This window comes from Phenylobacterium sp. LjRoot219 (assembly GCF_964252995.1).
GTDB lineage: Bacteria > Pseudomonadota > Alphaproteobacteria > Caulobacterales > Caulobacteraceae > Phenylobacterium.
This window is the reverse complement of sequence record NZ_CAXUQI020000001.1, coordinates 254,517-280,976: the sequence shown is the minus strand read 5'-3', so window position 1 is coordinate 280,976 and position 26,460 is coordinate 254,517. Positions and strand designations below refer to the sequence as shown.

Annotated in this window: 25 protein-coding genes and 1 tRNA gene; 14 read left to right on the top strand and 12 right to left on the bottom strand. The window is 70.1% G+C overall.

The annotated features are described in order from the left end of the window. Positions 1-143: 143 nt before the first annotated feature. The 3 genes from ACSQ14_RS01400 to ACSQ14_RS01390 form a co-directional block, all read right to left on the bottom strand. Complete coding sequence (locus tag ACSQ14_RS01400) at positions 144-2,525, bottom strand: DNA translocase FtsK 4TM domain-containing protein (protein WP_436015319.1); 2,382 nt, start codon at positions 2,523-2,525, stop codon at positions 144-146. Positions 2,526-2,627: 102 nt separating this feature from the next. After that, positions 2,628-4,148 carry a hypothetical protein gene (locus tag ACSQ14_RS01395; protein WP_436008980.1) on the bottom strand — a complete coding sequence of 507 codons (1,521 nt, stop codon included), beginning with the start codon at positions 4,146-4,148 and terminating at the stop codon, positions 2,628-2,630. 86 nt (positions 4,149-4,234) lie between these two features. Continuing rightward, on the bottom strand, positions 4,235-5,407 hold the full coding sequence (locus tag ACSQ14_RS01390; RefSeq protein WP_436008978.1) for a patatin-like phospholipase family protein: 1,173 nt from the start codon (positions 5,405-5,407) through the stop codon (positions 4,235-4,237). Between the two features lie 222 nt (positions 5,408-5,629). Here ACSQ14_RS01390 and ACSQ14_RS01385 point away from each other — a divergent pair, with 222 nt between their 5' ends. Then, a complete protein-coding gene (locus tag ACSQ14_RS01385; protein WP_436008976.1) occupies positions 5,630-6,028 on the top strand; it encodes a hypothetical protein in 399 nt (132 codons plus the stop codon). Between the two features lie 140 nt (positions 6,029-6,168). Here the strand turns inward: ACSQ14_RS01385 and ACSQ14_RS01380 are convergent, their stop codons facing one another. After that, positions 6,169-7,038 (bottom strand): dienelactone hydrolase family protein, encoded by an 870-nt coding sequence (locus ACSQ14_RS01380; RefSeq protein ID WP_436008974.1) that lies wholly within the window; start codon positions 7,036-7,038, stop codon positions 6,169-6,171. A 194-nt stretch (positions 7,039-7,232) separates the two neighbouring features. Between ACSQ14_RS01380 and ACSQ14_RS01375 the strand changes: the two genes are divergently transcribed. The 5 genes from ACSQ14_RS01375 (at position 7,233) to ACSQ14_RS01355 (ending at position 12,380) form a co-directional block, all read left to right on the top strand. Next, the gene (locus ACSQ14_RS01375) at positions 7,233-8,174 is read left to right on the top strand and encodes a hypothetical protein (protein WP_436008972.1); all 942 of its coding nucleotides are present in this window, start codon (positions 7,233-7,235) and stop codon (positions 8,172-8,174) included. A 39-nt stretch (positions 8,175-8,213) separates the two neighbouring features. Further along, entirely contained in the window at positions 8,214-8,678 is a 465-nt protein-coding gene (locus ACSQ14_RS01370; RefSeq protein ID WP_436008971.1) for a hypothetical protein, read from the top strand. Between the two features lie 149 nt (positions 8,679-8,827). Next, positions 8,828-10,792, top strand: coding sequence for a molecular chaperone DnaK (gene dnaK, locus ACSQ14_RS01365; protein ID WP_436015317.1), 1,965 nt, complete (start codon positions 8,828-8,830; stop codon positions 10,790-10,792). Positions 10,793-10,961: 169 nt separating this feature from the next. Further along, positions 10,962-12,119, top strand: a complete 1,158-nt coding sequence (dnaJ, locus tag ACSQ14_RS01360; RefSeq protein ID WP_436008969.1) for a molecular chaperone DnaJ — start codon at positions 10,962-10,964, stop codon at positions 12,117-12,119. Between the two features lie 184 nt (positions 12,120-12,303). Then, positions 12,304-12,380 (top strand) — tRNA-Arg (locus tag ACSQ14_RS01355). A 46-nt stretch (positions 12,381-12,426) separates the two neighbouring features. Here the strand turns inward: ACSQ14_RS01355 and ACSQ14_RS01350 are convergent. Beyond that, complete coding sequence (locus ACSQ14_RS01350) at positions 12,427-13,617, bottom strand: M23 family metallopeptidase (protein ID WP_436008967.1); 1,191 nt, start codon at positions 13,615-13,617, stop codon at positions 12,427-12,429. A gap of 105 nt (positions 13,618-13,722) precedes the next feature. Beyond that, positions 13,723-14,931 carry a hypothetical protein gene (locus ACSQ14_RS01345; RefSeq protein ID WP_436008965.1) on the bottom strand — a complete coding sequence of 403 codons (1,209 nt, stop codon included), beginning with the start codon at positions 14,929-14,931 and terminating at the stop codon, positions 13,723-13,725. Positions 14,932-15,147: 216 nt separating this feature from the next. Between ACSQ14_RS01345 and ACSQ14_RS01340 the strand changes: the two genes are divergently transcribed. The 3 genes from ACSQ14_RS01340 (at position 15,148) to ACSQ14_RS01330 (ending at position 18,397) form a co-directional block, all read left to right on the top strand. Further along, the gene (locus ACSQ14_RS01340; RefSeq protein ID WP_436008963.1) at positions 15,148-15,510 is read left to right on the top strand and encodes a hypothetical protein; all 363 of its coding nucleotides are present in this window, start codon (positions 15,148-15,150) and stop codon (positions 15,508-15,510) included. Between the two features lie 107 nt (positions 15,511-15,617). After that, on the top strand, positions 15,618-17,642 hold the full coding sequence (locus tag ACSQ14_RS01335; RefSeq protein WP_436008961.1) for an amylo-alpha-1,6-glucosidase: 2,025 nt from the start codon (positions 15,618-15,620) through the stop codon (positions 17,640-17,642). A 53-nt stretch (positions 17,643-17,695) separates the two neighbouring features. Continuing rightward, entirely contained in the window at positions 17,696-18,397 is a 702-nt protein-coding gene (locus tag ACSQ14_RS01330) for a phosphatase PAP2 family protein (protein WP_436008959.1), read from the top strand. Here ACSQ14_RS01330 and ACSQ14_RS01325 read toward each other — a convergent pair whose 3' ends face one another. Together ACSQ14_RS01325 and ACSQ14_RS01320 are read right to left on the bottom strand one after the other, a co-directional pair. Beyond that, entirely contained in the window at positions 18,398-19,180 is a 783-nt protein-coding gene (locus ACSQ14_RS01325; protein ID WP_436008957.1) for a slipin family protein, read from the bottom strand. Positions 19,181-19,189: 9 nt separating this feature from the next. Then, entirely contained in the window at positions 19,190-20,614 is a 1,425-nt protein-coding gene (locus ACSQ14_RS01320) for an NfeD family protein (protein WP_436008955.1), read from the bottom strand. Between the two features lie 266 nt (positions 20,615-20,880). On the opposite strand from ACSQ14_RS01320, the gene ACSQ14_RS01315 reads away from it, so the two are divergent. After that, positions 20,881-21,759: an LLM class F420-dependent oxidoreductase gene (locus tag ACSQ14_RS01315; protein WP_436008953.1), complete on the top strand. Its 879-nt coding sequence runs from the start codon at positions 20,881-20,883 to the stop codon at positions 21,757-21,759. 9 nt (positions 21,760-21,768) lie between these two features. Here the strand turns inward: ACSQ14_RS01315 and ACSQ14_RS01310 are convergent, their stop codons facing one another. Beyond that, entirely contained in the window at positions 21,769-22,005 is a 237-nt protein-coding gene (locus tag ACSQ14_RS01310; RefSeq protein ID WP_436008951.1) for a hypothetical protein, read from the bottom strand. Positions 22,006-22,189: 184 nt separating this feature from the next. Here ACSQ14_RS01310 and ACSQ14_RS01305 point away from each other — a divergent pair, with 184 nt between their 5' ends. Continuing rightward, a complete protein-coding gene (locus ACSQ14_RS01305) occupies positions 22,190-22,681 on the top strand; it encodes a flavodoxin family protein (RefSeq protein WP_436008949.1) in 492 nt (163 codons plus the stop codon). Between the two features lie 102 nt (positions 22,682-22,783). Then, on the top strand, positions 22,784-23,245 hold the full coding sequence (locus ACSQ14_RS01300) for a chemotaxis protein CheW (protein ID WP_436008947.1): 462 nt from the start codon (positions 22,784-22,786) through the stop codon (positions 23,243-23,245). Between the two features lie 16 nt (positions 23,246-23,261). Here ACSQ14_RS01300 and ACSQ14_RS01295 read toward each other — a convergent pair whose 3' ends face one another. After that, on the bottom strand, positions 23,262-24,038 hold the full coding sequence (locus ACSQ14_RS01295; protein WP_436008945.1) for an alpha/beta fold hydrolase: 777 nt from the start codon (positions 24,036-24,038) through the stop codon (positions 23,262-23,264). 48 nt (positions 24,039-24,086) lie between these two features. Further along, positions 24,087-24,503 (bottom strand): hypothetical protein, encoded by a 417-nt coding sequence (locus ACSQ14_RS01290; protein ID WP_436008943.1) that lies wholly within the window; start codon positions 24,501-24,503, stop codon positions 24,087-24,089. Between the two features lie 136 nt (positions 24,504-24,639). Here ACSQ14_RS01290 and ACSQ14_RS01285 point away from each other — a divergent pair, with 136 nt between their 5' ends. After that, on the top strand, positions 24,640-24,942 hold the full coding sequence (locus ACSQ14_RS01285) for a 4a-hydroxytetrahydrobiopterin dehydratase (protein ID WP_436008941.1): 303 nt from the start codon (positions 24,640-24,642) through the stop codon (positions 24,940-24,942). Positions 24,943-24,945: 3 nt separating this feature from the next. On the opposite strand, the gene ACSQ14_RS01280 is transcribed toward ACSQ14_RS01285, so the two are convergent. Continuing rightward, the gene (locus ACSQ14_RS01280; RefSeq protein WP_436008939.1) at positions 24,946-25,347 is read right to left on the bottom strand and encodes a Tat pathway signal protein; all 402 of its coding nucleotides are present in this window, start codon (positions 25,345-25,347) and stop codon (positions 24,946-24,948) included. Positions 25,348-25,443: 96 nt separating this feature from the next. On the opposite strand from ACSQ14_RS01280, the gene pseB reads away from it, so the two are divergent. After that, a complete protein-coding gene (pseB, locus tag ACSQ14_RS01275; RefSeq protein ID WP_436008937.1) occupies positions 25,444-26,460 on the top strand; it encodes a UDP-N-acetylglucosamine 4,6-dehydratase (inverting) in 1,017 nt (338 codons plus the stop codon).

Here is a 26,460-nt window from a genome sequence, read left to right as displayed (position 1 = left end):
GTTGTTCCCAGCACTCCGTCATCCCCGCCGAAGCGCAGCGAAGAGCCGGGACCCAGGGCGGCGCGCACAGCTCCTGGGTCCCGGATCGGCCTTCCAGGCCGTCCGGGATGACGAGCTTGTGCGCAGCGCTGCTTGCGGGCGCCCTAGGGCGCGGCGCTGACCAGGATCTCGCGCTTGCCGGCGTGGTTGGCGGGGCCGACGACGCCTTCCTGCTCCATCCGCTCGATCAGCGAGGCGGCGCGGTTGTAGCCGATCTGCAGCCGGCGCTGGATGTAGCTGGTCGAGGCCTTGCCGTCGCGGGTGACGATCGCCACCGCCCGGTCGTAGAGGTCGTTGCCTTCGCCGTCGCCGCCGAAGCCGCCACCCATGTCGCCGGCCTCGCCGTCTTCGTCGCCGCCGGCGGTGACCTCCTCGAGGTACTGCGGCTGGCCCTGCTCGCGCAGGAACCGGGCGACCGCCTCGACCTCGCCGTCGGAGACGAACGGGCCGTGCAGGCGGGTCACGCGGCCGCCGCCGGCCATGTAGAGCATGTCACCCTGGCCCAGCAGCTGCTCGGCCCCCTGCTCGCCCAGGATGGTGCGGCTGTCGATCTTCGAGGTGACCTGGAAGGAGATCCGGGTCGGGAAGTTGGCCTTGATGGTGCCGGTGATGACGTCCACCGACGGCCGCTGGGTGGCCATGATCACGTGGATGCCGGCGGCGCGGGCCATCTGCGCCAGCCGCTGGACCGCGCCTTCGATGTCCTTGCCGGCGACCATCATCAGGTCGGCGACCTCGTCGATGATCACGACCAGGTAGGGCATCGCCTCAGGCTTGATCTTCTCGCTCTCGTAGATCGGCCGGCCGCCGTCGTCGAAGCCGGTCTGCACGGTCCGCTCGAAGTGCTCGCCCTTGTCCGCCGCCTCCTTGGCGCGTTCGTTGTAGGAGGCGATGTTGCGCACGCCGATCTTGGACATCCGCCGGTAGCGGTCCTCCATCTCGCGCACCGCCCACTTCAGGGCGACGATCGCCTTCTTCGGGTCGGTGACGACCGGGGCCAGCAGGTGCGGGATGCCGTCGTAGACCGACAGCTCGAGCATCTTCGGGTCGATCATGATCATCCGGCACTGCTCGGGCGGCAGGCGGTAGAGGATCGACAGGATCATCGCGTTGACGCCGACCGACTTGCCCGAGCCGGTGGTCCCGGCGATCAGCAGGTGGGGCATCTTCGCCAGGTCGGCGATGTAGCTCTCGCCGCCGATCGTCTCGCCGAGCGCCATCGGCAGCACCTGGCTGCCGCGCTCGTATTCCGGCGAATTCAGCAGGTCGCGCAGGTAGACGGTCTCGCGCTTCTGGTTCGGCAGCTCGATGCCGATGGCGTTGCGGCCCTGCACCACCGAGACGCGGCAGGCGGCGACGCTCATCGAGCGGGCGATGTCGTCGGACAGCGCCACCACCCGGGCCGACTTCACGCCGGCGGCCGGCACCAGCTCGTACAGGGTGACGACCGGGCCAGGGCGGATCTGGTCGACCTGGCCGCGGACGCCGAACTCGGCCAGCACGTTCTCCAGCAGCTGGGCGTTCTGGCGCAGCGCGGCCTCGTCGAACGCCGCGGCGCGCGGCTTCGGCTTGGCCAGCATGCCGAGCTCCGGCAGCATGAAGCCGTCGGTCTGCGGCTTGGCGAATTCGAAGGTCGCCTGGGCCTCGCGCTGCTCGCGCGGGCTCTCCTTCGGCGGCGCCTTGGGCGGCTTGACCTTGAGCTGCGGCGCCGCGCCCTCGCGCTCGACCGAAGCGGCCGCCGGCTCGGCGCCCTCGACGGCGGCCGGCGCGGCCGCAGCGGCGGCTTCGGCCTGCTTGCGCTTGGCGACCCGGGCGGCGCGCGCCGAATTCTCCGGCGGCGGGGCGATCTCGGGCTTGGGCTGCAGCCGCTGGGCGATCCAGTCGCCGAAGCCGCGCAGCTCGGCGCGCGACAGGCCGAGGCCGTAGCCGACGCCCAGCACCGCCAGCGGCAGCAGGAACAGGGCCGCAAACACGCTCGGTCCCGGCAGATGGGCGAAGGCGAAGACGCTGGCGAAGGCGTGCAGCAGGCCGTCGCCCCAGAAGCCGCCCAGGCCGCGGGCCAGCGGCCAGGCGGCCGGCGGGGTCGGCGCGGCCAGCACCCCGGCCAGCACGATCACCCCGGCCAGCCCGGCGCCGGCGCGCAGCCGCAGGTGCAGGCGGCTGGTGTCCGGGTTGGCGGCGGCGGCGCGCGACAGGCCAAGCACCACCAGCAGCAGCGCCGCGACCCCGGCGGCCAGTCCCAGCGACTGCACGCCCATGTCGGCCAGCACCGCCCCCGGCCCGCCGAGCGCGTTCTCGGTCGCCCCGCCGCTGGCGGCGTTCAGGCTCGGGTCGGCGGCGTTGTAGGTGGCGACGGCGACCGCCAGCGCGACGCCGAACGCCGCCACAGCCCCGCCGCGCAGCCGCGCAGCGCTGGGGTGCGCCCAGGCAAGCCCTGCGATGTGCCAGACGAGCTCCATGCCCGTCTTCCGCGCCGCCCGCGCCATGCGAAGTCGCTCCATCCGTGAGACGAAGCTCCTGATTGCCGCAAGACGGTTAAGAGCCGTTTACTTTCCGCACCGAAAGCTGCGGCGGGATGCCGCTGCCGGCTAGAACCAGGTGCCGACGTTGACCGACCAGACCCAGCCGGTGCCGCCGACGACATAGGGCACCGCCGTGTAGCCGACCGCCGAGCGGTCCATGTACAGGCCCTCGATGTTCACCCGCACCTGTTTGCGTTCGAACGGGAAGTAGGTCAGCCCGAAGCCGAGGTCCCAGGGCTCGCCGTACTCGCCGAAGACCTTCGAGCCCATGACGTAGGCCTGCACGAGCTGCGGCTTCAGCATGGTCGACGCCAGGATCTGGAAGCCGTGGTCGTACAGATGCGTCACCGGCACATTGCCGACGACCTCCAAGTCTTTGATCCATCGGAAGTAGTACTCGCCATCGAGCGACCAGCCCCGGTATTTCACCCCGGCGTCCAGATCCAGCATCTGGTAGGTGGCCTTGGTGATCTGGCCGCCGGTGCCGAACGCGTTAGGCGTGAAGATCACCGTGCCGTCGGACAGGCGGATCTGGCTGTTCTCGATCGAGGTCGTCCTGGGCTGGCTTTGCGCGTCCTCACGGCTGTGGGTGAAATGGACCCCGAACAAGGTCGCGACGTCTTCGTGATGTTCGAAGTCACCGAAGCCAAACCCCGGCCCGAACTCCCCGGTGGTCGGCATCCAATAAAGGGTTCCGGAATAGGTATCCAAGCCGAAGGCCATCTGGCTGGCGCTGACGCCTAGCTGGCTCAGGTTGTCGGTCATGGCGACGTTGTAGAAGAACCTGTACGGCAGCTTTCCGGTGGCCTGGATCCCCGAGGTATAAGATCCTCTGAAGAATTCATCCGCCAAGCCACGGTGGTCGATCATAAGCCAGTTCGGGAATGACTGCGCAGTCGTCCGGGTCGACGGAATTGAGAAAATTCCGGCCCACAATCTGAAGTAGTCACTAAACGTGTAGTTTATATTTCCGCCAACAACGACCTGAGCGGGATCCCCCTGGCTTACATTTTGGGTCCAAGCGTAGAAGGTGTAGCGGAACCGCGGGTCGAACAACCATCCGCGGAACTGGAGCTGAAGCCTGTTCAGCTGGATGTCTTGCCGCTTGTCGACCTGAATAGTTCGCCCAAACGAGTCGGTATAATGCTCCTTCAGCCCGCCCTGGTTGAGGTAGCGCACGTATCCATTGACGCCGAGCGCCAACCCCCCGTTTTCGCCCTCGACGAGGACGAGGCCCGTGCCTTGTTTGTAGGGCCCTTCTTCCTCTTGGGGGGCGGAGCCGCCGCTGTCCTCCTCGGCGGCCGGCGGCGGCGGAGCGATCCGGACGATCTCCTCCTTGCGCGGCGCCACGCCGAGCTCGGTCTCCAACGCCGCGATCCGCGCGTCGAAGTCGGCCATCTGCTTCTGCACGCTCTGCTGCATCTGCTGCAGATCCTGCCGCGAGCGGACAAGCTCCTGCAGCTGTCGCTCGACGCCCGGCCGCGGCTGGGGATCGGCCGGCGCCGTCGGAACCGCCTGCGCCTGCGCCAGTCCGGGCGCCAGCAACAGCGCAGGAAGAAGCAAGCGGCAGCAGCCGATCCGGACCATGTCCGCCTCTCCCTTCCGCTTCGCAAGTGCGAGATGAAGGAGAGCAAGCTCGGCTGGAGAAGCGCCCTGTCTTTTGCGCGTTTCGACTACTGTTTCGCGAACTGCGTCAGCAGCGAGCGCGCACCGCTGGCAGTCGGCGCCGCCGCGGGAAGCAGCTCTTCGGTCGGCCGGTAGACCACGACGCCCTGGCCGACCGCCCCGGGCTCGACGTCGTGCCAACCAGCGACCGATCGGCGAACATCCTCAAGGCCGGCCGCCCAGGCCTCCTCGATCGTCGCGCGGGAGAACTCGAAGTCCTTCACCGCGCCCGAGCGGGACGGGCGCTTGTTGATCAGCCGGACGATCATCCAGCTCCGCTCGTCGCAGAGGCCGGCCAGCCGCTGGGCGTCCGGATCCGAGCGCAGCTCCGGCGGCAGCTTGTCCAGCAACCGGCGGAGGGCGGCGGCGATCTCGCCGAGCTCCTGCAGGCGGTCGACGTTGAACCGGGTCCGGCTCGCATACTGGATGTCCTTCGCCCGCTCGGTCACCTGGCCGAGATTCTGCGGCAGCGCGCCCTGGGCGATGAAGTTGTCGACCTGGATGATGCGGGCGGTGGTCAGCGGCTTCTGGTCCGCCACGTAGGTGATCGGCGTGTTGGTGACGACCCCGCCGTCCCAGTAGTGCGCGCCGTCGATTGTCACCGGCGGGAAGCCGGGCGGCAGCGCGCCGCTGGCCCGGACATGCTCGGCGTTGATGACCGTCGATTCGGTGTCGAAATAGACCGAAGCGCCCTTGCACACGTCCACCGCGCCGAGCGACAGGCGCACCGGGCCGCGGTTGATCAGATCGAAGTCGACCAGTTCCTCCAGCGTGCTGCGCAGCGGCGCGGTGTCGTACATGCTGAGCGCGCCCTCGGCCCCGTCGGCGGCGAACCACGGCGGCGGAAACCGCGGCGTGAAGAAGTCGGGGATGCCTTTGGCCATCGCCGCCATCGCCGCCATGTAGTTGGCGGCCGGGCGCATCGGGTCGAGCCAGGCCGGCAGCGGCGGGCCGACGTCGACCGACATCCGCCGCCAGAACTCGCGCAGCCGCTCGATCCGCCGCTCGGGCGGGTTGCCGGCGATCAGCGAGGCGTTGATCGCCCCGATCGAGATGCCGACGACCCAGGTCGGCGCGATGCCGGCCTCGACCAGCCCCTCGTAGACCCCGGCCTGATAGGCTCCCAGCGCGCCGCCGCCCTGCAGCAGCAGGATCTCGTGATCGAACCCGCTTCGCACCATGGCCAGTCTCCTGAGGTGGGTGAGGCCCGCGAGCCGGTAGCTGGCGGAGCGCGCTCACACAACGTCGTTCGATGGGTCGGGGTGACGAAACGCCCCAAGCCGCTCCCTCGTGCGTACGCCATGGGCTCCAGCGCCGCCGTCGCGCGCAGGCGGGCGGCGCGGCGGGATGTCGCTTCCGCTCCGGCGCCGCGCACATTAGGGTCGGCCGCGATGTCTTGGACCATGCCGCGCCGCGTCTTGCAGATCGTCGCCAGCCTGATCGGCCTGGCGGCCGTCAGCGCTTTCGCCCTGGGAATTATCAACGCCCCGCAACGCGGCGGCCGCCTGCCCGGCGCCAAGGCGCCCGGCGCCCCGGCCGCGGCGGCGATCGACGCCACCGACGCCACCCCGCTGGTCGACGAGCGGATCGAAGGCCCGCCGCCGCCGACCCCGGAAGAGATCGCCGCCGCCAAGGCGAAAGAGGAAGAGGCCGCGCGCAAGAAGGCCGAAGAGGAGGCCGAGGCCGCAGCCGCGCAGGCCGCGCTCGACCAGGCGCTCGGCAACACCCCGCCGCCGACGCTGCGGCCGGTGACCCCGCCGGCCGGCAACACCGCCCCGCCGCCGGAAGAGCCGATTTTCTAGGCCCCTCCGCTCATCCCGGCGAAGGCCGGGACCCAGGCTCAGCCTCAGTCTCGCAAAAATCGCGCTGCGCCCATCCGGCCGCCGCCGCGGCCGCCATCTGGCTTCCGGCCTTCGCCGGGATGAGCGGGGTTAGAGGTTGCTCACTTCACCCCGTGCCGGGCGAAGAAGGCCAGCATCCGCTTCCAGCCGTCCGCCGCGGCCGCAGGGTCGTAGCTCGGGCGGTAATCGGCGGCGAAGCCATGCTGCGCCTCCGGGAAGACGACGATCTCGGACTGGGCCTGGCCGGCCGCCTTCAGCGCCGCGCGCATCGCCTCGACGTCGGCCAGCGGGATGCCCTGGTCCTTGCCGCCGTAGAGGCCGAGCACCGGCGCGTGCAGCTGCTTGACCAGGTCGAGCGGCGCCGGCGCGGCCGGAAAGCGCGGGTTGGCCCGCAGCGAGCCGTACCAGGCCGCCCCGGCCTTGAAGTCGGCGAAGCGCGCGACCGCCAGCCAGGTCTTGGCCCCGCCCCAGCAGAACCCGGTCACCCCGAGGCGCGCCGGATCGGCGAAGGCCTGGGCTTTCAGGAACTTCAGCGACGCCGCGGTGTCGGCGGTCACCTGCTCGTCGCTCGCCTGGGCGACGATCTTGATGATCTGCTGGAAGTCGGTGAGCTTGGACGGGTCGCCGTGGCGGGCGAAGAAGTCGGGCGCCAGCGCCACGTAGCCGGCGTGCGCCAGTCGGCGGCAGATGTCGCGCACCCATTCGTGCACGCCGAACACCTCGGAATAGACCAGCACGACGGGGTGGCGGCCCTTGGCGGCCGGGCGCGCCAGATAGCCCGGGATCTTGACGTCGGCGGTGGGGATCTCGACCGGCCCGACAACGAGGCCGTCAGCGCCGGTGGTGATCGGCTTGGCCTCGGCGGAGAAGGCGGCCACGGCGTAGCCGCCGGCCAAGGCGAGCGCCAGGCTGCGGCGCGAGAGGTCGAGATCGCCGGCCCAGTTGCCGTCCGGACGGGTGAGATTGACCACAGGCGCCTCCATGCGAAGCTGGAGCTGCGATCCTGCGCTGGCCAAACGACGCCGTCAAAGCGTCGCCTCCACCGAGGCGTTTGACCGCTTGCTGCAAGCGCGGGTTTGCGCCGCCCGACAGTAGGGTTTCGACCGATTTCCCAGCTTGCAAGCGGATGGCGGATTGCGGGCCTCACCGCCGCCGGGAGCCGCTCATGCCGACCAAGACTCCTGAGCCGGGCGCCCGGCGCCGACCCACTGCGGTCGCCACGGTCGCGGGGGTCGCGTGGTTGCTCGCCGCGACGCTCGCCCAAGCCCAGGCCGCGCCGCCGCCTTCCGAGCCCTCTGGCGCAGCGGTCGGCGACGCCGCAGACGCGGCGACCGCCGCGCCCGCAGGCGAGGTCATGGCCGTGCCGCCGGTCGAGCCCGACCGTTGGCGCTTCACGGTCGCGCCCTACCTCTGGATGGCCAGCATCAAGGGCTCGGCCACCTTCTCCCCGCCGATCGGCTCGACCAGCAGCATCAACGCCAACATCGACGAGAGCTTTGGCGACATCCTCTCCGACCTGAACTTCGCGCTGATGGCCGGCGCCGAGGCGCGGCGGGGGAAGTTCTCGATCCAGACCGACCTGATCTACATGAACGTCGAGCAGAAGGGAGACCGCGTTCGCGACGTTGCCGGGCCGCGCGGCCGGGTGGTCCCGGTCAACCTCGACAGCAAGCTGAAGTTGAAGACCACGGTGTGGGCGGTGACCGGCGGCTACGACGTGCTCCGCAACGACAGCAGCTTCATCCAGCTGTTCGCCGGCTTCCGCTACCTCGGCGCCGACTCGACCCTGGACTGGAACTTCACAGGCCCCCTTGGCGACTTGGCGCGCGCCGGCCGCGTCGAAAAGGACGGCGATGTCTGGGACGCGATCGCCGGCGCCCGCGGCGAGTTCGCCCTCGGCGACGGCCCCTGGAAGGTGATCTACTACGGCGACATCGGCGGCGGCGGCTCGGAATTCACCTGGCAGGTCTCGGCGCAGCTGGCCTACGCCTGGAGTTGGGGCGACGTCGGCCTGGGCTGGCGCTACCTCGACTACGACATGGACGGGGATCCGCTGGACAGCTTGACCATGAGCGGCCCGATCCTCGGCCTTCGCTATCGCTTCTGAGGCTGACGGATGGCGCCGCCGGACGTTTGCTTGAGCGCCATGCCTGCCCGTCCCTTCCGCCTGCGTCGCCTGACCGCCGCCGAGCGTGCGCTCGGCCGCGAGATGTTCGGCGAGGGCCTGGACGTGGATCGCGTGCGGATCCTGGCGATCCCGGTCTGGAAGCGGGCCTTCGTCGCCGGGCCAGCGCTGATCGTCTGGCCGGCGGCCTGGCTGCCCGGCGACTTCGGCGCCGCGCCGCTCTGCACCCAGGCGACCCTGGTGCACGAGCTGACCCACGTCTGGCAGGCGCAGCACGGGGTGCAGCTCTTGATCGCCAAGCTGAAGGCGGGGGATTCCGCCGCGGCCTACGCCTACCAGCTGACCGCCGACAGCGACTTCCTGGGGCTGAACATCGAACAACAGGCTATGGTAGTGGAGCACGCCTTCCTCGCGGCTCGCGGGGGCTCGGCGCCGCATCCGCCGGCGCTCTACGCGGCGATTAGCTCGGCCTGGCGGCGTAGCTGAGCAATGCCCTTGTCTAGATTGGGGACTTTCGCTCTTGCAGGCCCCCCAAATTATCCCATATCCGCTGCGACGCCGGCCGCGGAGGCGAGCCCTTCCGACCGGCGGAGACTTATCGAACCGGGGACGACCGCACTAAGTAAGGCGCTTCGATCGAAGGCTTCCCCGCGGCGTCCGCCAACAAGGAGCGAGAAAGACTCTCTATGAGCAAGATCATCGGCATTGACCTCGGCACCACCAATTCGTGCGTCGCGATCATGGACGGCAAGCAGCCGAAAGTGATCGAGAACGCCGAGGGCGCGCGTACGACGCCGTCCGTGGTGGCGTTCCTGGAGGACGGCGAGCGCCTGGTCGGCCAGCCCGCCCGTCGGCAGGCCGTGACCAACCCCGCCAACACCTTGTTCGCCATCAAGCGCCTGATCGGGCGCCAGTGGAACGACCCGATGGTCGAGAAGGACAAGGGCATGGTGCCCTACGAGATCGTCAAGGGCCCGACCGGCGACGCCTGGGTGCGCGCTCACGGCAAGGATTATTCGCCCCAGCAGATCTCCGCCTTCATCCTGCAGAAGATGAAGGAAGCCGCCGAGCAGCACCTCGGCGAGAAGGTCGAAAAGGCGGTCATCACCGTCCCGGCCTACTTCAACGACGCCCAGCGGCAGGCGACCAAGGACGCTGGCAAGATCGCCGGCCTGGAAGTCCTGCGGATCATCAACGAGCCGACCGCCGCGGCGCTCGCCTACGGCCTGGAAAAGAACGAAGGCAAGAAGATCGCCGTCTACGACCTCGGCGGCGGCACCTTCGACGTCTCGATCCTCGAGATCGGCGACGGCGTCTTTGAGGTGAAGTCGACCAACGGCGACACCTTCCTCGGCGGCGAGGACTTCGACCTGCGGATCGTCGACTACCTGGCCGACGAGTTCAAAAAGGAGCAGGGCGTCGACCTGCGGAAGGACAAGCTCGCCCTTCAGCGCCTGAAGGAAGAGGCCGAGAAGGCCAAGAAGGAGCTCTCCTTCACGACCCAGTACGAGGTCAACCTGCCGTTCATCTCGATGAACGCCTCGGGCCCGCTGCACCTCAACGTCAAGCTCTCCCGCGCCAAGCTGGAAGCCCTGGTCGAGGACCTGATCGCCAAGACCGTCGGCCCCTGCGAGCAGGCGCTGAAGGACGCCGGCCTGAAGAAGTCCGACATCGAGGAAGTGATCCTGGTCGGCGGCATGACCCGCATGCCCAAGGTCGTGGAGACCGTGAAGGCGTTCTTCGGCCGCGAGCCGCACACCGGGGTCAACCCGGACGAAGTCGTGGCGCTGGGCGCCGCGGTCCAGGCCGGCGTGCTGCAGGGCGACGTCAAGGACGTGCTGCTGCTCGACGTCACCCCGCTGACGCTGGGCATCGAGACGCTGGGCGGCGTGTTCACCCCGCTGATCGAGCGCAACACCACCATCCCGACCAAGCGCTCGCAGACCTTCTCGACCGCGGACGACAATCAGTCGGCCGTGACGATCCGGGTCTTCCAGGGCGAGCGGCCGATGGCGCAGGACAACAAGATGCTCGGCCAGTTCGACCTGGTGGGCATCCCGCCGGCGCCGCGCGGCGTGCCGCAGGTCGAGGTCACCTTCGACATCGACGCCAACGGCATCGTCCACGTCACCGCCCGCGACAAGGCGACCGCCAAGGAGCAGTCGATCCGCATCCAGGCCAACGGCGGCCTCTCGGATTCGGACATCGACGCCATGGTCAAGGACGCCGAGTCCCACAAGGCGGACGACGAGAAGCGCAAGGCGGCGGTCGAGGCCAAGAACCAGGCCGACGCGGTCATCCACTCGACCGAAAAGGCGCTCAGCGAGCACGGCGACAAGGTCGGCCAGGCCGAACGTGACGCCATCCAGAACGCGCTCGACGACCTGAAGGGCGTGGTCGACGGCGGCGACGCGGAAGTGATCGCGGCCAAGACCCAGACCCTGATCCAGGCCTCCATGAAGCTGGGCGAGGCCATGTACAACGCCCAGAACAACCAGGGTCAGGCCGGCGACGACGCCGACGGCCAGGCCCACGGCTCGGACGACGTGGTCGACGCGGAGTTCGAGGAAGTCGACGGCGACGAGAAGAAGTCGGCGTGACATCGCGCCCCATGGCGGTCTTGAGCCAGTCTTGCGACAAGGCCGCCATCGGGGAACGTCGCCGCCGCCTTTCGCGGAAGCAGCCCCCGCCCCGCTCGGCGCAAGCCTTGCAGCCGGGCGGGGGCGATCCCACCTCCACCAACAACAGATGTTGAGCGCCTGACGGTCTATGCGGGACTATTATGAGATCCTGGGCGTCACCCGCGGTTGTGACGACGCGGCCCTGAAGTCCGCCTTCCGCAAGCTCGCGATGGAGCACCACCCCGACCGCAACGGCGGGTGTGAAGAGGCCACTGGCCGCTTCAAGGAAATCAACGAAGCCTACTCGATCCTGTCGGATCCGCAGAAGCGCGCGGCCTACGACCGCTTCGGCCACGCCGGGCTCAACGGCGGCGCGGGCGGCGGCCCCGGCGGCGCCCAGTTCCACGACGTCAGCGACATCTTCAACGACGTGTTCGGCGACGTTTTCGGCGACATGTTCGGCGGCGGCCGCCAGCGCCAGCGCTCCGGCCCGGCCCGCGGCCAGGACCTGCGCTACGACCTGGAGATCTCCCTGGAGCAGGCCTACGCCGGCGCCGAGGTCGAGATCACCGTGCCGGCGGCGATGACCTGCGAGCCCTGCGAGGGCACCGGGGCCAAGCCGGGCACCAGCCCGACCACCTGCACCACCTGCGGCGGCGCCGGACGGGTCCGCGCCAGCCAGGGCTTCTTCTCGATCGAGCGCGCCTGCCCGCGCTGCGGCGGCTCCGGCCAGATGATCATGGACCCCTGCAGCGAGTGCCGCGGCCAGGGAATGGTGCGCAAGGAGCGGGTCCTGTCGGTCCGCATCCCCGCCGGCGTCGACGACGGCGCGCGCATCCGGCTGGCCGGCGAAGGCGACGCGGGCGGCCGCGGCGGCCCGCGCGGCGACCTCTACATCTTCCTGTCGGTGCGGCCGCACGAACTGTTCGAGCGCGACGGCCTGGACCTGCTGTGCACCGTGCCGGTGCCGATGGCGATCGCCGCGCTCGGCGGCGAGATGGACGCCCCCTGCCTGCTCGGCGGCGAGAACTGCGACGGCGAATCGAAGCTGAAGGTCCGCGTGCCGGAAGGCGCCCAGACCGGCCGCACCGTGCGCCTGAAGGGCCGCGGCATGCCCTCGCTGCGCTCGCGCGAGCGCGGCGACCTGGTGGTCGAACTGTTCGTCGAGACCCCGACCCGGCTGACCGCCCGGCAGAAGGAGCTGCTGACCGAGTTCGCCCAGGGCTGCGGCGAAGCGCAGCACCCGAAGTCGGCGAGCTTCCTCGGCAAGGCCAAGCGCTTCTGGGACGAGGTCACCGGGGCCTAGGCCCTCACTTCCATCGTCATGGCCCGGCTCGTCCGGGCCACCCAGCCCAAGGCGCCGGCCGCAGCTGTTGCGGAACGACTTTGGGATGGGTCGCCCGGCCAAGCCGGGCGATGACGGAGTGGAGAAAACGCCCCTACCATTTGCGGAAGCCGGTCCTTTCGGCTAGAGGACGCATCCGCAGTACGCACCCGTAGCTCAGCTGGATAGAGCGTTGCCCTCCGAAGGCAAAGGTCACACGTTCGAATCGTGTCGGGTGCGCCATCTGCTCCAACCCTAGGGTTGGTGATCGGCCCGCGACGCGGCCCCTCTAGTCGAAATCCACCACCTCATTGTTCAGCGGCAGCTCGCGCTGGTGCTCGCCCGCGAGCCTGGGGTCGATCTTCACCGGCTCGCCGGTCTCGAGGGCGTCGTCGCTCTCCGGGGCCAGCACGCCACGGCTCGCGAAGCGGGTGAGGACGAACGGCAGGCCGTTGGCGTTCAGCGGCGACGGGCCGTCCATCACGTGGAAATGCAGGTGCGGCGCGGTGGAGTTGCCGGTGTTGCCCAGGAGGCCGAGCACCTGCCCGGTCTTGACCCGATCGCCGAGCTTCACCTTCAGGCTGTCGCGTTGCAGGTGCGCGTAGAAGGCGTAGGCCCCGCCGCCGATGTCGACGACCAGCATGTTGCCGCCGATGTTGTCGGCGTTGATCCCCTTGGCCTCGGGGCCCGGGACCTGTTCGTCCGCGCCGTTGTAGAGATTGACCACGACCCCGTCGGCCGCGGCGTGGATCGGGGCTCCATAATAGCCGTAGCTGGCCAGCTTCGCGCCGTCGCCGGTGTAGATCCGCCCCGCGTCGTCGAGCTTGACCCAGTCGATGGCGAAGCGTTCCGGGATCCGCAGCTGGCCGTTGACCGTCATCACCGCGCCGCGGTGCGAGGTGATCGCGTCGCAGCAGCCGTTCACCGCCACCCACCCGCGGCCCTTGAGCGGCGAGGCGATCAGGACCGCCGGCTTGCCGATCGCGACCGGCGCGCCGGTGAAGCTGAACGCCGCCGGGAAGGGGAAGTCCTTGGGAAGCGCCGCCGGCTTGCCGTCCGGGCCGGCGATCTGGCGCGTGGCGGTGACGCGCGCCAGCACCCGCGGCGGCGGCGTCTCGCCCTTGCCGAAGCTGACGTCCATGAACACTACGCCGGAGCCGCCCGGCGGCAGCGTGCGGCCCGCGCCGGCGTAGAGGGTCGTCATCGCCGCCAGACGGTCTGCGTCGATCGCCGCCAGGCTGCGGCCGGCGCCGTCCACCGCCTCGACCTTGTCGAGCGTGATGAACAGCTTGCTCGGATTGACCACCAGCAGCTCGTAGGCGAGGTGTGTGCGGCCGTCCGCGCCGAGCACCGGATCGGGATCGCTGACCGGGCGCATCGCGATCGAGCTGAACACCTCGTCGGGTTTCAGCGACTGCCCTGGGGCGGGCGAAGCGAAGAGCAGAACCGCAAGGGCGGCGAGCTGTGGCGGAAAGCGCATCACCGCGACCTCAGCGTCATTGTGTCGGCCGGACACTCCAGGGCCGCTTAGGACGCAACACCTCGCGGCCGCAACAACATCGAGGCGGCCGGCCGGTTTTCTTGGCTAGAACACGATGCCCACCATCCGGGCGATCAGCGCGTCGAGCGGCATCAGGGTGAGGACCAGCGGCAAGATCGGCCCGATGAACGCCAGGCCGAAGTAGAGCAGGCCGGTCGGCCCGATCGGCGCGAACCGCATCTGCTGCGCCGAGGCGAAGCTGTTGCCCAGATCGGCGAGCGACTGGATGTCGGCGCTGCCGATCAGCGGCTCGTCCTTCGGCGGCGCACCGGCGAACCACTTGGCGCGGAAGTCCCGCACATAGATCTGGCCCAGCGCGCCGAACTCCCTGAGCCCCCGGCGCTTCACACGCGCCAGGACCCAGGCGAACACGGTCAGCGGACCGGCGAACAGGGCGATCAGGAAGACCGCCTCGCCGAGCACCTCCAGCTGGAAATCGGTGAGCCGGGCCCCGCCGAAGAAGATGCGGTTGGCCATCACCCCGGCCGACAGCGCGCCATGGGCCGCGGCGATCGGGACAAAGGCGTTCATCGACGCCCCGAGAAATCCCAGGCCGCCGGCCCGGTCCGGATGCGTCGCATTGAGGTCCAGGTCGAGCCGCGACATCCGCCACAGAAATTTGGCCCAGATCAGCAGGCGAAAGTACCAGCGCAGCAGCAGGAACTGGAACAGCGGCAGGCTGACGAAGACCAGCCAGAGACCGGCGACCGAGACCCCTTTTCCCGCCGGGGCGCCGAACCAGGCGTCGGGGCCCATGGCGACGTAACGGTGCACGTTGAACAGGATGCCCGCGGCGTAGATGAAGCCGAGCAGCACGAGTTCCGGCACGATCGAATTGCGCCACCTCAAGGCCTCGTTCACCGCGTCCGCGAAGCGCTCGGTTTCGTCTGGCCGGACGAGGTTGCGGACCCGGAACTGATCGACGATCGGCTGCAGGCGGCGGTGCACGAACACCTCGGCGGCGAGCAGCAGCGGGACCACGACGAGGAAGCGCACATGGAAGCCGATGTCGGTGAGAAACGGCATCTTTGGCGAGGGCCCGAACAGGCCGCCCTCCAGCGCCGACAACACCAGCAACGGCGCCCAGGCGATCAGGCCCGCGGCGATGATCCGGCGATGCAGCAGCCCCAGCACGTCGTCGGTCAGGCGCACCCGGCGCAGCGCCTGATAGAGCGGGCCGCCGAGCACCAGGGAGAAGTCCGCCGCCCGCCAGGCGGCCGCGTCCCCGGTGGCGAGAGGCGTCGTCGCAGGCATGATCTTCATCTCCTTCGACCGCGACGGCGCAAGCGCGCCAGCCCGACACTACGGATACGCTCGGGCCGGGCGACCGGAACCAACCCCTGATCCCAGGACCGGAAATTGCTGAGCTGGCCGGCCGGCGCCCCTTCCTGAGACGCACCTCAGGCGGCGACCTGATCGTCACGCGACGGCCGCCGCGCTAGGGTCCACGCGTGACCTCGGGAGCTGCCGATGGGATCGTCTTCTGACACCGCTATTCCTGCCGATTGGGCGTCCCGTCGCGGCGCCGCCGACGGCGTGGCCGGGCTCTCCGCGCGGATTCGCCTGGGCGTCGACGGCGCGACCGTGGGGGTCCTCAAGGTCGACGACGGCGGCGTCGAGATCGTCCCGGACGGCGAGGCCGCCGCCACCGTGACCACCGACACCTTGCAAACCCTGGTCGGCCTGCTCGGCGGCGACGTGCAGCCGATCGTCGCCCGGCTCCAGGGTCGGGTGTTGCCCGAAGGGGACATCGGGCTGGTCATCCGCGTCTTCTTCGGCCTGCAGGCAGGTTCCCCCTGGAGCGGCCTCGCGCCAAAACCCTGCCCCGCCTGAGTTGGGACACGTCAGGCGGCACAAGCAGGATCGTCGTCTTTGAGTGAGCGCTTTTCTTATCCGCTCGCGATCCAACGCGAGTGGAAAGGGGTCCAGGAGCCAGCTCGATGTCGGACACCATCAGCATCCTCGACGGCAATCAGTTCGTCGTCAGCAACCGGCAGGGCGACCTGGACGCGACCCCGGAGGTCAACCACGGCTTTTTCCTGAACGACACCCGCTACCTGTCGCGCTGGGTGCTGACCATCAACGGGCTGCGCCCGAAGCTGCTGTCAGTCGACGACACCGCCTATTCGCGGGTGCAGCACTTCCTCGCCTTGGCCACCGGCGCCGTCTACATCGACTCCCACCTGACCGTGATCCGCCAGCGCGAGATCGGCGAGGGCTTCACCGAACGGCTGGTGCTGCAGAACCACGGCAAGGACCCGGTCGACCTGGAGATCCGCCTCGAGGTCGCCTCTGACTTCGCCGACCTGTTCGAGGTCAAGGACAAGCGCACCAAGAAGGGCGAGGCCTACAGTCAGGTCGAGGGCGGCGAGCTGACGCTCGGCTACAAGCGCGAACAGTTCCGCCGCGAGACCCGGGTGACCAGCAGCATCCCGGCGCAGGTCACCGCGGACGGTCTGCGTTACCAGGTGCAGCTCGCGCCACGGACCAAGTGGGTCACCGAGCTCAACGTCCTGCCGGTCCGGCAGCACGAACTCGCCGCGCCGCCGCGGACCGCGCCGCACGAGCTCGATCACTGGCTCGAAACCGCCCCGCGGGTGTTTTCGTCCTGGGAGCCGCTGCAACGCACCTATCGGCGCAGCCTCGTCGACCTGGCGGCGCTGCGCTTCCGGGCGCCGGTCATCCTGAGCTCGATGCCGGCCGCCGGCCTGCCCTGGTTCATGACCATCTTCGGGCGCGACAGCCTGCTCACCAGCTTCCAGTGCCTGCCGTTCCAGCCGGAGCTGGCGGCCACCACTCTGCGCACCCTGGCGATGCTGCAGGCGCGCGCCGACGACCCGTTCCGCGACGCCGAGCCCGGTAAGATCCTGCACGAGCTGCGCTTCGGCGAGATGACCGCGTTCGAGGACACCCCGCACTCGCCCTACTACGGCACGGCCGACGCCACGCCGCTGTTCCTGATCCTGATGGAGGAATACGAGCGCTGGAGCGGCGACCGCGAGCTGGTGCGCGACCTGGAGCAGGAGGCACGGGCGGCGGCGCGCTGGATCGACCGTTACGGCGACAGCGACGGCGACGGCTACATCGACTACCAGCGCCGCAACCCCAACGGGCTGGAGAACCAGTGCTGGAAGGACTCCGGCGACTCCATCGCCTTCGCCGACGGAACCCTGGCCGACACGCCGCGGACGATCTGCGAGCTGCAGGGCTACGCCTATGACGCCAAGATCAGGACCGCCCGGCTGGCCCGCGAAGTGTGGAACGATCCGGCCTGGGCCGAGGAGCTGGAAGGCCAGGCCGCGGACCTGAAGCGGCGCTTCAACGAGGACTTCTGGCTGCCCGACCGGAAGTTCTTCGCGCTCGGGCTCGACAGCCGCAAGCGCAAGATCGACTCGCTGACCTCGAACATCGGCCACCTGCTGTGGAGCGGCATCGCCGACGCGGACAAGGCCGCCCAGTGCGCCGCCCACTTGATGAGCGACGCGCTGTTCTCCGGCTGGGGCGTGCGGACCATGGCCAGCACCGAGGGCTCGTACAATCCGATCGGCTATCACGTCGGCACCGTCTGGCCGCACGACAACTCGTTCATCGCCTGGGGCCTGCGCCGCTACGGCTTCAACGCCGAGGCGGCGAAAATCGCCTACGCCATGCTGGAGGCCGCCGAGCTGTTCGAGGGCCGCCTGCCGGAAGCCTTCGCCGGCTATGCGCGGGAGAACACCCGCTTCCCCGTCGAGTACCCGACCGCGTGCAGCCCGCAGGCCTGGGCGTCCGGCGCGCCGCTGCTGCTGATCCGGGCGCTGCTGGGGCTGGAGGCGAGCGGCGGCCATCTGCTGGTCGATCCCGCCCTGCCGCCGGAGATCAGCCGGATCGAAGTGCTCGACATCCCCGGCGTGTGGGGCCGCCGCGACGCCTTCGGCCGCGCCCGCGCCGACCTGAACGGCGGCGCCGGCCAGGCGGCCTGCTGACCAAGCACGGGGCTGCGCGGACGCCGACGGATGGTCTAGGTTCGCTCGAGCCCATGCCACATCGCCTCGCCGCCCTGCTCCGCCGTCTCGAATCCCGCGCGCTGCTGGCGCTGCTTGCCGGGGCCGGCGCGGTGTGGGCGTTCCTGGCGGTCGGCGGCGAGGTCCGCGAGGGCGAGCCGCTGACGATCGACGAGCAGATCCTGCTGGCGCTGCGCACGCCGGGCAATCCGGAGGAGCCGCTCGGCTCGCGCAGCATCCAGGAGGCGATGCGCGACATCACCGCGCTCGGCGGCTTCACCGTGTTGACCCTGGTGACGGTGGTGGCGGCGATCGCCTTCCTGCTGCACCGCAAGGCGCGCCACGCCCTGGTGCTGGTCGCCACCGTGCTCACCGCGCAGCTCGGCAGCGACCTGCTAAAACAGTTTTACGCCCGTCCGCGGCCGGACCTCGCGCCGCATGGCGTCTATGTCTATTCGGCGAGCTTCCCGAGCGGCCACTCGATGCTGTCGGCGACGGTCTATCTGACGCTGGCCATGCTGATCGCCAGTCTGGAGCCGCGCCGGGCGACCAAGGCCCTGGTGTTCGCCACCGCGGTGCTGGTGATGACCGCCGTCGGGATCAGCCGCATCTATCTGGCCGTCCACTGGCCGAGCGACGTGCTGGCCGGCTGGTGCGCCGGCGCGGTCTGCGCGCTGATCGCCTGGACGGCGCTGTGGCGGCTCGAACGCGGCCGCGTGCCCGATCGCGACGACTGATCACTCCGCCGCGGGCGGCGGGCGCTCGCGGCCCTGCAGCCAGATCGAGAGCAGGTCGAGCGGCATCGGGAAGACGATGGTCGAGTTCTTGTCCATGCCGATGTCGTAGAGCGTCGACAGGTAGCGCAGCTGCAGCGACTCCGGCTGCTGCGCCAGGATGCGCGCGGCGTCGACCAGGGTCTCGGCCGCCTGCCGCTCGCCGTCGGCGTTGATGATCCGGGCGCGGCGGTTGCGCTCGGCCTCGGCCTGGCGGGCGATGGCGCGGATCATGCTCTCGTCGATGTCGACGTGCTTGATTTCGACGTTGGCGACCTTGATCCCCCACTGGTCGGTCTGGGCGTCGAGGATCTCGCGGATGTCGATGTTGAGCTTGTCGCGCTCGGCCAGCATCTCGTCGAGCTCGTGCTTGCCGAGCACCGAGCGCAGGGTGGTCTGCGCCAGCTGGCTGGTCGCGGCGACGAAGTCCTCGACCTGGATCACCGCCCGGTCGGCCTCGATGACCCGGAAATAGATCACCGCATTGACCTTCACCGAGACGTTGTCGCGCGAGATGACGTCCTGGCTCGGCACGTCCATGACGATGGTCCGCAGGCTGACGCGGACCATCTGCTGCACCACCGGGATCAGCAGGATCAGCCCCGGCCCCTTCACGCCGGAGAAGCGGCCGAGGGTGAACACCACGCCGCGCTCGTACTCGCGCAGGATGCGGATCGCCTGGGCCAGCACGACGACCACCACCACCGCCAGGAGGACGTAGGCTGCAAGGTCGAAGGGCGCGGGCATGACGGGCTCCTAGGCGGCGGGTCGCGCCGGCGGGTCGGGGGTGTCGTCGGGCTCGACGAACAGCGCCAAGCCGTCGCGGCGCACGACATGGACGCCGCGGCCCGGCGCGAGCGGCGCGGCGGCCCGGGCCTGCCAGTCCTCGCCCTGCACCCGCACCAGGCCCGCGTCGCCGGACCAGCTGACGACGCGTCCGGGCGCGCGGATCAGGGTGTCGGGACCGATCGCCAGCGCCCCGCGGCGGGCGCGGAAGGCGCTGCCGAGCGCCAGGGCGAAATAGGCCAGGCTCAGGGCGACGGCGACGAGCACCACGCCGGGCGACAGCTGGTATTCCGGAATCGGCCCCTTGAAGGTCATCAACGAGCCCAGGGCGAAGGCCACCACGCCGCCGATCCCGAAGGCGCCGACGGAGGGATTGAGCGCCTCCGCGGTCATCAGGCCCAGGCCGATCAGCAGCAGCAGCAGCCCGGCGTAGTTCACCGGCAGCAGGTTGAGCGCGAACAGCGCCGTCACCAGGGCGATCGCGCCGATGATCCCCGGCGCGACCATGCCTGGCGACATCAGCTCGAACATCAGCCCGTAGAGGCCGATCAGGAACAGCAGGTAGGCGATGTTCGGGTTGGTGATGACGCCCAGCACCCGCACCCGCCAGCTCGGCTGCATGTCGGCGAGCGGCCGCCCAGCGGTGTCGAGCCGCCGCGGCTGGCCGTTCACCTTCACGGTCCGCCCGTCGGCCTGGGCCAGCAGGTCCCGCAGGTCGCTGGCGACCAGCTCGATGACCCCGCGCGCCTTCGCCTGGTCGGAGGTCAGGGTGGCGGCCTCGCGCACCGCGCGTTCGGCGAACTCGGCGTTGCGGCCCTGCAGCGCGGCGAGCGAGGCGATGTAGGCGGCCGCATCGTTGGTCACCTTGGCCGACATGGCGTCCGGCGGCGCGGCCGTGGGCCCGTCCTTCTTCGCCTTGTCGTCGGGCGCGGCGCCGGGCAGCGGCGTCGCGGGGCCGCCGAGCGCCACCGGGGTCGCCGCGCCCAGATGCGTGCCGGGCGCCATGGCCGCCAGATGGCTGGCGTACAGGATGTAGGTCCCCGCGCTGGCGGCGCGGGCGCCGGCGGGCGCGACGAAGGTGGCGACCGGCACCTCAGAGGCGAGGATGTCGCCGATGATGTCGCGGGTGGAGGAATCCAGGCCGCCCGGCGTGTCCATCACCAGCACGACCAGCGGCGAGCCCTGCTCCTTGGCGCGCAACAGGCCACTGCGCAGGTATTCGGTCGTCGCCGGCCCGATGGCTTCGTCCACCTGCAGCACGATGACCGGCGACGCGGCGGGAGCGCCGCGCTGCGCCGCAGCCGGCGCGGCCGTCAGGAGCAGGAGAAACAGCAGGCAGGCCACGGCGACGCCGCCGACGGCTGCCCAGCTCGCTGAAGCGCCACGCGCGCCCACGTCCTTCCGCTCCGGTCACGCCCCCTCCAACGGGGCGTCGCGCGCGGTGCGTCCAGGCGTTCCGCCCCGCAGGGGCGCAAGCCCCATGATGAGCCTTTGCCTGGAGCCCGGTGGTCACGAAATGGCGAGCGCGCGGAGAGGCGGCTGCGCCCCTCTGCGCCGGTAGGCTTTCGCGGGACGCCGCGGAGCGCTTGCGCCAGGCGCAGAACCGCGCAACCTGCTGCGCCGCAGGCGCTCCGCCGGCACAGCTTCGCGAGGAACCCCAGATGAGCCAAACGCCCACTGACAGCACCCACGGCCTCGGCCGGATCGGCGTCTGGTCGATGGAGCTGCGCTTCGGCGACGCCGGTCAGGCGCGCGAGGCGACCGCCGAACTGGACGAACTCGGCTACGGCGCGGTGTGGACGCCGGGCGGCCTGGGCGGCGACATGCTGGGCGACATGGGACGGCTGCTGGACGCCGCGCCGCGGATCGCGATCGCCTCGGGCATCCTCAACATCTGGAAGCACGAGACCGCCGACGTCGGGACCTGGTGGCAGGGCCGCAGCGCCGCCGACCACGCCCGGCTGATGCTGGGGCTCGGCGTCAGCCATGGCCCGACCATCGGCGAGGCCTACAAGAAGCCGCTGGCGGCCATGGGCGCCTATCTGGACGGACTGGACGCCGCGGGCGTGCCGGCCGCGCGGCGCTGCCTGGCGGCGCTGGGGCCGAAGATGCTCGACCTGTCGCGCGAGCGCACCGCCGGCGCGCACCCCTATCTGATCACCCCGGAGCACACCGCCGAAGCCCGCGAGCGGCTGGGCCCCGGCGCGCTGCTCGCCCCGGAACAGGGCGTGGTGCTCGAGACCGACCCGGCCAAGGCGCGGGAGCTCGCGCGCGGGGCGCTCAGCACCTACCTGCGGCTGCCCAACTACCGGAACAACTGGCTGCGGCTGGGCTTCACCGAAGACGAAATCAACAGCTCGAGCGACCGGCTGATCGACGCGCTGTTCGCCTGGGGCGACGTCGACGCGATCGCCAAGCGGGTGGCCGAGCATCAGGCCGCCGGCGCCGACCACGTCTGCGTGCAGGTGATCCATGAGGGCGGCCGGACCATGAGCTGCCCGCGCGCGGTGTGGCGCGAACTCGCCGCCGCCCTGCTCTGATCGCTCGGATCAGCCGAAGCGCTGCCGCGCCTCAAAGGCGCGCAGCGAACTCAGGGTCATCTCCTCGTCGAGCGCGCGCTCCCCGGCCCAGCGCTCGCCGCGGAGCACGGCCTCGCGGCTGGCGGCGAGCTCCAGCCATTCCTGCCGCTCACGGCGCAGCTTCTGGCGGACCCGCGGGTCCGCCGCCTTCTCCAACAAAAGTTCGCAGCGGTGTGCATGCTCCCGGTACTCTTGGACCTTGTCCATGAGAGGCCTCCCTGCATTTTCTTCCAGGTGAAGGCCGCGATCCGGGTTCCGGCCCGATCAATTGACAGAATTGGCCGGGTCAACCGCCGATCTGCCCATCGCAACATCGGCCGCGCGGCAGGGGCGCCCGCGCGGTAAGCAGAGAATGGCGCTCCCCGGACGTGCGCGGCGAGGCTGATTCGCGATGAAAACCCTGCTGATCGTCTGGCATTCCCGCACCGGCGGCGCACGGCAGATGGCCGAGGCCGCCGACGCCGCCGCGACGGGCGAAGGCGAGGTCGTGGTCCGCCGCCTCGCCGCCGACGAGGCGCAGCCGCAGGACCTGCTCGCCGCCGACGGCTACCTGTTCGTCGCGCCGGAAAACCTCGCCAGCCTCAGCGGGGCGATGAAGGAGTTCTTCGACCGCGCCTACTATCCCGTGCTCGACCGCATCCAGGGCCGGCCCTACGCGGCGATGATCTGCGCCGGCAGCGATGGGACGGGAGCGGCGCGGCAGATCGCCCGCATCGCCACCGGCTGGCGGCTGCGCGCGGTGGCCGACCCGCTGATCGTCTGCACCCACGCCCAGACGCCCGAGGCGATCCTGGCGGCCAAGACGCTGACGCCTGACGAGCTCGCGCCGTGCGCCGAACTGGGCCAAGCGCTGGCCGCCGGTCTGGCGCTCGGCGTCTTCTAATGCCCTGCTTTAAGGGCCGTTTTACCTGAACGCGCGAAGACTGGCGGCGAATCGGCCGTTCCACGTCCACCCGGGCGCGGCGTCGGTTGGGGGACGATGCGGATGTCTGAGGCTCACAAGTTGCCGGCTGTCGGTTCCGAACTGATCTGCGTCTCGATCGGCGAGCACCTCTACGCGATCGACATCATGCAGGTCCGCGAGATCCGCGGCTGGACCGTCTCGACGCCGCTGCCGCACGCCCCGCCGCACGTCCTGGGCATGATCAACCTGCGCGGCTCGATCCTGCCGGTGATCGACCTCGGCTCGCTGCTGGGCGTCGGCCAGACCGCGGCGTCGACCTCGTCGGTCGTCATGGTCGCGCAGATCGGCGACAACCAGGTCGGCCTGCTGGTCGACGCAGTCTGCGACATCCTGATGGTCGCCGAGGGCATGCTGCAGGAACCGCCGCGGGTCGGCGACCGGGTGCGCGACTTCGTGGCCGGCGTGATGACCACCGACCAGGGCATCGTCACCCTGCTCTCGCTCAATCACGTGATGCCGGAAGGCCTGGCCCAGGCGGCCTGAGGCCTCCAGCGCCGCCTCAGTTCGGCTTTAGCGGCCCGGTCGGCCGGGTCGCGACCGCCGCGACGAGCAGCTCCGCCAGCTCGGCCGGGCGGCTCAGGAACGGCGAGTGGGAGGCGTCGATCGACAGCGGCGCGACGCCCAGCCGGTCGACCACCGTCTCGCTCATCGCCTGCGGCTTGGCCCGGTCCTGGGCGCAGCGGATGTAGCTGCGCGGCAGGTCCGCCGCCCAGAAACGCGGGATCGACACCGTCTCGGTCAGGAAGTCGCTCGGCGCCGGCGTCAGCCGTTCGAACGCCCAGGCCACCGTCGCCTCATCGCAGTCGTGGTAGAAGAAGTCGCCGGCCGCTTCGCGGTCGACGCATTCCATTCGCCCGCGCGCGTCGGGCCGGATGAACCGCAGCATGCCGGTCTCGTCGCTCATCAGTTGGGTCACCTGGGCGTCGCCGTCGCCGGACGGCTGGGCCGCGCCGCCGGTGGCTTCGAGCACGGTGCGGCCCTCCAGCGGCAGGCCGGCGGCGAGATACACCAGGTGGCGGACCTTCTCCGGCGCGGCGCCGGCGGCGAGGCTGATGTCGTAGCCGCCACCGGAATGGCCGACGAGCACGTCGCCGGGCTGCAGCACCTCGAGGATGGCCCCCTGCCGATCAGCCAGGGTCGAACGCTCGTCGCGGCGCTCTCCGTGTCCCGGCAGGTCGATGGCCAGGGCCTGATGGCCCAGCCGCGCGAGTTCAGGAATGGTGCGGCTCCAGCACCAGGCGCCGTGAAAGCCGCCGTGAATCAGCACGAACCGCATGGGCCGCCTCCTCCGTCCGGCCGGCTCAGGCGACCTTTGACGGGGCCATCAAGCGGGAAGCGGGCGGCGGAATGCAAGCCAGCGGATCGCCAGCCAGACCAGCAGGGCCGCGGCGATGCCGACGCTGTCGCCGAGCAGGTCGCGCACATCGCCGTCGCGGCCGAACGGCAGGATCGACTGCAGCACCTCGATCAGGCCGCCAACGAACAGCGTAAAGGCGCCGACCCGGCCCGGCCGGCCCGGCCAGAAGGCCAGCCCGATCGCCGCCAACACGAACCAGGCGAGGCCGTGCTGGGCCTTGTCCCACAGGGTCGTCGGCGGCAGCGCCTCGCCGGGCGCGAGCGTCAGGTAGAGCAGCACCGCCACGGCGACCCCATAGAGGGCGAAGCGCAGCGCCGCGGGCCAGCGGTCCGGCCGCAGCATCCTCAACTCCCGGGGCATGAACGTGACGACGCGGTCCGACATGGGCGATCCCTGCTTAGCAGGCTGGCGCAAGCTCGCCATCTTTGGCCTGGACGCCGGCGTCGCCGCCCCGCCATTTGAGGCGTTAATCCGCACTGAGGCCGGTTTATGCGGCCTTCCCACCCACGGAGGCCGCAGCATGACCCGTCCCGCAAAGCTCGGCGCGGCCGAGGCGCTGAAGTCCCTGCCCAACTGGGCGGCGGTCGAAGGCCGCGACGCCATCCAGCGGAGCTTCAAGTTCGCCGACTTCAACGCCGCCTTCGGCTTCATGAGCCGCGCGGCGCTGATGGCCGAGAAGCTCGACCACCATCCGGAATGGTTCAACGTCTACAGTCGCGTCGAGGTGACGCTCGCCACCCACGACGCCGACGGGGTCACCGAACTGGACGTGAAGCTGGCCCGCTTCATGGACGAGGCGGCGACCGCCCTCGGCACGGTCTGAGCCTCAGTTCACCAGGATCGCGCCCATCAGCACCCGCGCGCCCTTCTTGCCCAGCACCTCGTCGGCGGAGCGCTGGAGATTGCGGGCCAGGAATTCCGGATTGGGCGGCGCGCCCGCCGGCAGCCCGCCGGCGTAGATCTGCACCGCCTGGACGAAGGCGGCCCGCAGCCGGGGCAGCACCAGCTCGGCGCGTTGGCGCAGCGCCGGGTCGGGTATGTCGAGGCCGCAGTCCACCGTCATCACCCCGCGCCGCGCGCCCGGCCGGGTGGTGTAGGCGGTGACCGTGTTGATCCGCACATAGTTGTCGCCGCCGGACGGCTTCTTCTCGCCCTTGTCGCTGGCGCGGGCGGCCAGCGGCAGAGCGGCTGAGGTCGCGAGCAGCGCGACGAACAGGCGGCGTTTCATCGCACGCAGACTGGATCGCTTATGGTTAGCGGTCTCTTTACGAGCGCCCTCCAACTGTCACGGTTGGTAACGATTCGCTGACCTTCGGAGCGCGCCTTGCATCGATTTGCGCCGACCAACCTCGACCTCGACGGCAAGGTCATCCTGGTGACCGGCGGCACCGGCTCGTTCGGCCGACGCTTCGTCGAGACGGTCCTGGAGCGCGCCCGGCCGCGCAAGCTGATCATCTATTCGCGCGACGAGCTGAAACAGAGCGAGATGCAGCTCGACCTGTCCGAGCGGTTCTCGCCCGAGCAGATGTCGGCGATGCGCTTCTTCCTCGGCGACGTGCGCGACCGGGAGCGGATGACCCTGGCTTTCCGCGGGGTCGACATCATCATCCACGCTGCGGCGCTGAAGCAGGTCCCGGCCGCTGAGTACAATCCCTCCGAGTGCATCCACACCAATGTGCTGGGCGCCGAGAACGTGGTCTGGGCGGCGCTGTCCAACCGGGTGCGGCAGGTGGTGGCGCTGTCGACTGACAAGGCCTGCAACCCGGCCAACCTCTACGGCGCGACCAAGCTCGCCTCGGACAAGACCTTCGTCGCGGCGAACAACCTGTCGGGCGACATCGGCACCCGCTTCTCGGTGGTGCGCTACGGCAATGTGGTGGGCTCGCGCGGCTCGGTCGTGCCGCTGTTCCGCCGGCTGATCGGCAAGGGCGTGCTGGAGCTGCCGGTCACCGATCCGCGGATGACCCGGTTCTGGATCACCCTGAACGAGGGCGTCGACTTCGTCCTCTCGTCGCTGACGATCATGCGCGGCGGCGAGATCTTCGTGCCGAAGATCCCGTCGATGAAGGTCACCGACCTAGCCCGGATCATGGCCCCCGAGACGCCGATCAAGGTGGTCGGCATCCGGCCCGGCGAGAAGCTGCACGAGATGATGATCTCGCAGGACGACGCCCGCACGACGGTGGACCTCGGCGACCGCTATGCGATCGAGCCGGCGTTCAGCGAGCACGTCCGCGCCAGCGGCAAGGAGATGATGCCCGAGGGCTTCTCCTACGCCAGCGACAGCAACACCGAGTGGCTGGGCGACGCCGAGCTGCGGGCGATGCTGGCCGACTGCTGA

What these genes read in the sequence shown, in the direction of transcription:
- ACSQ14_RS01375 (WP_436008972.1), top strand. Translation starts at nt 7,233, where the DNA reads ATGCCGACCAAGACTCCTGAGCCGGGCGCCCGGCGCCGACCCACTGCG.
- ACSQ14_RS01290 (WP_436008943.1), bottom strand. Translation starts at nt 24,503, where the DNA reads ATGTCGGACCGCGTCGTCACGTTCATGCCCCGGGAGTTGAGGATGCTG.
- ACSQ14_RS01385 (WP_436008976.1), top strand. Translation starts at nt 5,630, where the DNA reads ATGCCGCGCCGCGTCTTGCAGATCGTCGCCAGCCTGATCGGCCTGGCG.
- ACSQ14_RS01345 (WP_436008965.1), bottom strand. Translation starts at nt 14,931, where the DNA reads ATGCCTGCGACGACGCCTCTCGCCACCGGGGACGCGGCCGCCTGGCGG.
- ACSQ14_RS01310 (WP_436008951.1), bottom strand. Translation starts at nt 22,005, where the DNA reads ATGGACAAGGTCCAAGAGTACCGGGAGCATGCACACCGCTGCGAACTT.
- ACSQ14_RS01395 (WP_436008980.1), bottom strand. Translation starts at nt 4,148, where the DNA reads ATGGTCCGGATCGGCTGCTGCCGCTTGCTTCTTCCTGCGCTGTTGCTG.
- ACSQ14_RS01305 (WP_436008949.1), top strand. Translation starts at nt 22,190, where the DNA reads ATGAAAACCCTGCTGATCGTCTGGCATTCCCGCACCGGCGGCGCACGG.
- ACSQ14_RS01300 (WP_436008947.1), top strand. Translation starts at nt 22,784, where the DNA reads ATGTCTGAGGCTCACAAGTTGCCGGCTGTCGGTTCCGAACTGATCTGC.
- ACSQ14_RS01330 (WP_436008959.1), top strand. Translation starts at nt 17,696, where the DNA reads ATGCCACATCGCCTCGCCGCCCTGCTCCGCCGTCTCGAATCCCGCGCG.
- ACSQ14_RS01315 (WP_436008953.1), top strand. Translation starts at nt 20,881, where the DNA reads ATGAGCCAAACGCCCACTGACAGCACCCACGGCCTCGGCCGGATCGGC.
- ACSQ14_RS01295 (WP_436008945.1), bottom strand. Translation starts at nt 24,038, where the DNA reads ATGCGGTTCGTGCTGATTCACGGCGGCTTTCACGGCGCCTGGTGCTGG.
- ACSQ14_RS01350 (WP_436008967.1), bottom strand. Translation starts at nt 13,617, where the DNA reads ATGCGCTTTCCGCCACAGCTCGCCGCCCTTGCGGTTCTGCTCTTCGCT.
- ACSQ14_RS01280 (WP_436008939.1), bottom strand. Translation starts at nt 25,347, where the DNA reads ATGAAACGCCGCCTGTTCGTCGCGCTGCTCGCGACCTCAGCCGCTCTG.
- ACSQ14_RS01370 (WP_436008971.1), top strand. Translation starts at nt 8,214, where the DNA reads ATGCCTGCCCGTCCCTTCCGCCTGCGTCGCCTGACCGCCGCCGAGCGT.
- ACSQ14_RS01400 (WP_436015319.1), bottom strand. Translation starts at nt 2,525, where the DNA reads ATGGCGCGGGCGGCGCGGAAGACGGGCATGGAGCTCGTCTGGCACATC.
- dnaJ (WP_436008969.1), top strand. Translation starts at nt 10,962, where the DNA reads ATGCGGGACTATTATGAGATCCTGGGCGTCACCCGCGGTTGTGACGAC.
- ACSQ14_RS01335 (WP_436008961.1), top strand. Translation starts at nt 15,618, where the DNA reads ATGTCGGACACCATCAGCATCCTCGACGGCAATCAGTTCGTCGTCAGC.
- ACSQ14_RS01390 (WP_436008978.1), bottom strand. Translation starts at nt 5,407, where the DNA reads ATGGTGCGAAGCGGGTTCGATCACGAGATCCTGCTGCTGCAGGGCGGC.
- ACSQ14_RS01285 (WP_436008941.1), top strand. Translation starts at nt 24,640, where the DNA reads ATGACCCGTCCCGCAAAGCTCGGCGCGGCCGAGGCGCTGAAGTCCCTG.
- ACSQ14_RS01325 (WP_436008957.1), bottom strand. Translation starts at nt 19,180, where the DNA reads ATGCCCGCGCCCTTCGACCTTGCAGCCTACGTCCTCCTGGCGGTGGTG.
- ACSQ14_RS01340 (WP_436008963.1), top strand. Translation starts at nt 15,148, where the DNA reads ATGGGATCGTCTTCTGACACCGCTATTCCTGCCGATTGGGCGTCCCGT.